Source organism: Streptomyces sp., from assembly GCF_031178505.1.
Classification (GTDB): domain Bacteria; phylum Actinomycetota; class Actinomycetes; order Streptomycetales; family Streptomycetaceae; genus Streptomyces; species Streptomyces gulbargensis.
In genome coordinates this window covers 1-3,490 of the sequence record NZ_JAPSIW010000728.1, presented here as the reverse complement: position 1 = coordinate 3,490, position 3,490 = coordinate 1, and the positions used below count along the sequence as shown (strand labels likewise).

General features: G+C 75.1%; 3 protein-coding genes and 2 pseudogenes. 3 read left to right on the top strand and 2 right to left on the bottom strand.

The annotated features are described in order from the left end of the window. A pseudogene (locus tag RIF68_RS31275) lies at positions 1 to 92 on the top strand (ATP-binding protein); the annotation flags it as partial. Positions 93 to 183: 91 nt separating this feature from the next. After that, on the top strand, positions 184 to 1,416 hold the full coding sequence (locus RIF68_RS31270) for a serine hydrolase domain-containing protein (protein ID WP_309054638.1): 1,233 nt from the start codon (positions 184 to 186) through the stop codon (positions 1,414 to 1,416). Here the strand turns inward: RIF68_RS31270 and RIF68_RS31265 are convergent. Together RIF68_RS31265 and RIF68_RS31260 are read right to left on the bottom strand one after the other, a co-directional pair. Continuing rightward, entirely contained in the window at positions 1,413 to 1,994 is a 582-nt protein-coding gene (locus RIF68_RS31265) for a WHG domain-containing protein (protein ID WP_309054637.1), read from the bottom strand. The genes RIF68_RS31270 and RIF68_RS31265 overlap by 4 nt on opposite strands. Continuing rightward, entirely contained in the window at positions 1,987 to 2,847 is an 861-nt protein-coding gene (locus RIF68_RS31260; RefSeq protein ID WP_309054636.1) for an alpha/beta hydrolase, read from the bottom strand. The genes RIF68_RS31265 and RIF68_RS31260 overlap by 8 nt, the downstream gene beginning before the upstream one ends. A 177-nt stretch (positions 2,848 to 3,024) precedes the next feature. On the opposite strand from RIF68_RS31260, the pseudogene RIF68_RS31255 reads away from it, so the two are divergent. After that, positions 3,025 to 3,358, top strand: a pseudogene (locus RIF68_RS31255) (lipase); the annotation flags it as partial. Positions 3,359 to 3,490 lie beyond the last annotated feature (132 nt).

Sequence of the window (3,490 nt, the reverse complement as noted above, 5' to 3'; positions counted from 1 at the left end):
CCTGGCTGCACGCCGAGGCCGAGGTGGTCGACACCACGCGGCTCACCCCGGCCGAGGCCGCCCAGTGCATCGCGGAGGCCGTCAAGGGCTGAGGCCGGCCGGGCCGGTAGGTACGGTTCACCCCACCGCGTCACGGAGGTCAGCCGCATGGTGTCGGCCGGCCGGCCCGGACACAGTGGACGCATGGCTACGAAGCGAAGCTCATACGCGCGCCTGGCCGCCGCGGTGACCGTCAGCGCGGCGGTGCTGGCGGGCGCCCTGACGTCACCGGCCGCGGCGTCGGCCGACGGCGGCGCGGCGCGTATGCCGCTCACCCGGGTTGAGTTGCGACGGGAGCTGGAGAGGACACTGAAGGAGGCCGGGTACGTCGGCGCCTCCGTGGAGGTACGCGACGGCCGGCGCCGGATCCGGGCCAGTGCCGGGGAGGCCGAGCTGGGCGGCGGCCGGCCGGTGGCCCGGGGCGAGCGTTTCCGCGCCGCCAGCGTCACCAAGGCCTTCACCGCGACGGTCGTCCTGCAACTGGCCGCCGAGGGACGACTGTCCCTGGACGACACCGTCGACCGGTGGCTGCCCGGCGTCGTCAGCGGCAACGGCAACGACGGCGGCCGCATCACCCTGCGCAACCTCCTCCAGCACACCAGCGGCATCCACAACTACGACTGGACCGAGGACACGGGAACCTCGGCCGCGGACTTCGAGCGGACCAGGTTCGACCACGTCGGCGCCGAGGACACCGTCGCCCGGGCGATGGAACACGCCCCCGACTTCCCGCCCGCCGCCCCGGACGACCCGGAGCCGGACTGGAACTACTCCAACCCCAACTACATCCTCGCCGGGATGGTCGTCCAGAAGGTCACCGGACGGTCCTGGGCGCAGGAGGTACGGGACCGGATCATCCGGCCGCTGGGGCTGCGCGACACCTACGAACCGGGCGACGACCCCCGTCCCCTCGGTCCGCACGCCCACACGTACCAGCGCTTCCCCGGGTCCACCGGCTGGACCGACACGACCGAACGCAACATGTCCATGGCGAACGCCGCCGGGTCGCTCATCAGCGGGCACCGCGACCTGGACACGTTCTTCACCGCGCTGTTCGACGGACGGCTGCTGCCACCGGAGCAGCTCGCGCGGATGCGCCGCACGGTCCCGGCCAGTGCCGAGATCCGGCAGGCCTTCCCCGAACTGGAGTACGGGCTGGGGCTGATGCGGCAGCCACTGGCCTGCGGCGGCCACCGCTGGGGCCACGGCGGCGACCTGGAGGGCGGCACGGTCCGTACGGGGTTCACCGAGGACGGACAGCGCTCCGTCGTCATCGTGGCCAGCGGCAAGACCCCCGGCGACGAGCAACTGCTGCGCGCCGAGCGCGCCGTCCAGCGGCTCACCGACCTCGCGCTGTGCGGCCGGACCACGGACTAGCCGCCCCCGCCGGACCGGCCGACCGCTCCCGGCGCGCGCAGTCCCGCCGTCAGCATCCGGACCAGCAGGTCGTAGCTGTCGTCCGCGTCCTCGGGGAGTCCGAAGCCGCCCTGGACCTCCAGTACGGCGAACCCGTGGACGGCCGCGCGCAGGCAGCGGACGGCGTGGACGGCGGCGGAGTCCTCCAGGCCGTAGGCGCGCAGGGCGGCGGCGATGATGCCGATCAGCCGCTCGCCGGCCCGGGCGGTGCGCGGGTCCGGGCTCTGGAGGGTGGCCAGGTAGCGGTTCGGGTGCTGCCGCACGTAGCACCGCCAGGCCGTCATCAGCGCGCGGATCGCGTCGTCGGCCGAACGGCCGAGGACCGCCTCCCCGACCTGGTCGGCGAGGTCGCCGATGACGCGGGCGGAGACCAGGGCGCGCAGTTCGGCGAGGTTGCGCACGTGCTTGTACAGGGACGGAGTGGCCACCCCCGCCCGGGCGGACACCGCCGCGAGCGTGAGTGCCTCGGGTCCCCTCTCGTCGAGGATCGCGAGGGCGACGTCCACGACCGCGCCCGGGGACAGCGCCGCCCTAGCCACGCCGCACCTCCGCCAGGAAGTCCAGGGCGAGCGCGGCGACCGTGTCGGGGAGCTGGGTGTGGGAGTAGTGGCCCGCGCCCTCGATCAGCGCCAGGCGGCCCAGCCCGGCCGGCAGGGCGGCCACGATGCCCTCGCCCTCCGCCCGGGGGTCGGGCCAGTCGGGATCGAGCGTGCCCATGACCACCAGGGCGGGGCAGCGGACGTCGGCGAGCCGGGCCCCGGCGTCGGCGGGCGAGGCCATGCCGTACTTTCCGAGCACGGCCATCCGGCCGGGCCTGCGCAGGTCCGCCTCCAGCGCGGCGAGGTGCGCGTCGAACCCCGCGTGCCCGGCGCCCGGGCGGGCGTGGCGGAGGTAGCGCTTCCACAGCCCCACGCTGCGCAGCAGGCCGGCGCCCATCAGCAGGGCCATGCCCTTGCGGTAACGGGCGTTCGAGAGGAGCGCGCGGACGTCGGCCTTCTGCGGGCGGGTGAACGGGCTGACCTCGACGAGGCCGTCGACCAGCCCGGGCTCCTCGGCCGCGGCGATGGTGGCGGCACCGCCGCCGAAGGAGTGCCCGATGACGACGGCGGGACCGCCCAGGTGCCGGATCAGGGCGAGGACGTCGCGAGCCGTGTCGGTACGGGTGTACGACGCCCAGCCGGTGCTGGACTCACCGTGCCCCCGCAGATCCATCGCGGCGACCCGGTACCCGCCCGCGACCAGCCGCGCGGCCACCTCCCGGAAGGCCGCCCGGTTGTCCCCCATGCCGTGCGCGAGGACGACCAGCGGTCCCCCGCCGGACACCTCGTACGCCAGCCGCCCGCCGTCGACGTCGAGGAACGCGGTCTCGCCCACACCTTCGCTATTACCCATACCCCTTAGGCTAATGCCATTAGCCAGTACGCGCCACCCCGCCGCCCCGGAGAACGCGGAAGGGGTGCCCCGGCCGGATCCGCCGGCACGGCCACCCCCACCTCGCCGCGGCCGACGGTCCGGCTCGCCCGCCCCCGGTTCCAGCGGCACTTGCCCGGTGAACTCCCCCCTCCACTGCCCCTCCACGAGGACACCCCCGGCCCCACCGCCTTCGACCCCGCCGCGCTCGCCGAGGGCCGCCTCGGTTCCCACGCCGCCGGCGACCCCGCCGAGGTCGCCGCCGGAAAGCTCACCCTCGCCGTCATCCGCGAGGAACTCGCCCGCATCGTCCGCGACCGCTCGGCCGACGACCCGCACCCGCGCCACCTCGACGGCCGCACCCTGTACGGCGAGGCCGACCACGCCGAACTCCCGCTGCCCGACGGCCTCCACCCGGAACACCGTCACCCACCTGCGCGTCGGCGACCGCTTCGCCGAGCCGGCCCTCTCCCCGGGCGGCCCGCTGTCCTGACCGCGACGGTCAGAACGGCAGCGGCCTCCCGTGCACCACGTCCAGCCGCGACACCGCCCGGGTCAGGACGACGTACAGCCGGTTGAGCCCCCGCTCCTCGGCCGCCGCGATCGCCGCCGGTTCCACGGCGAC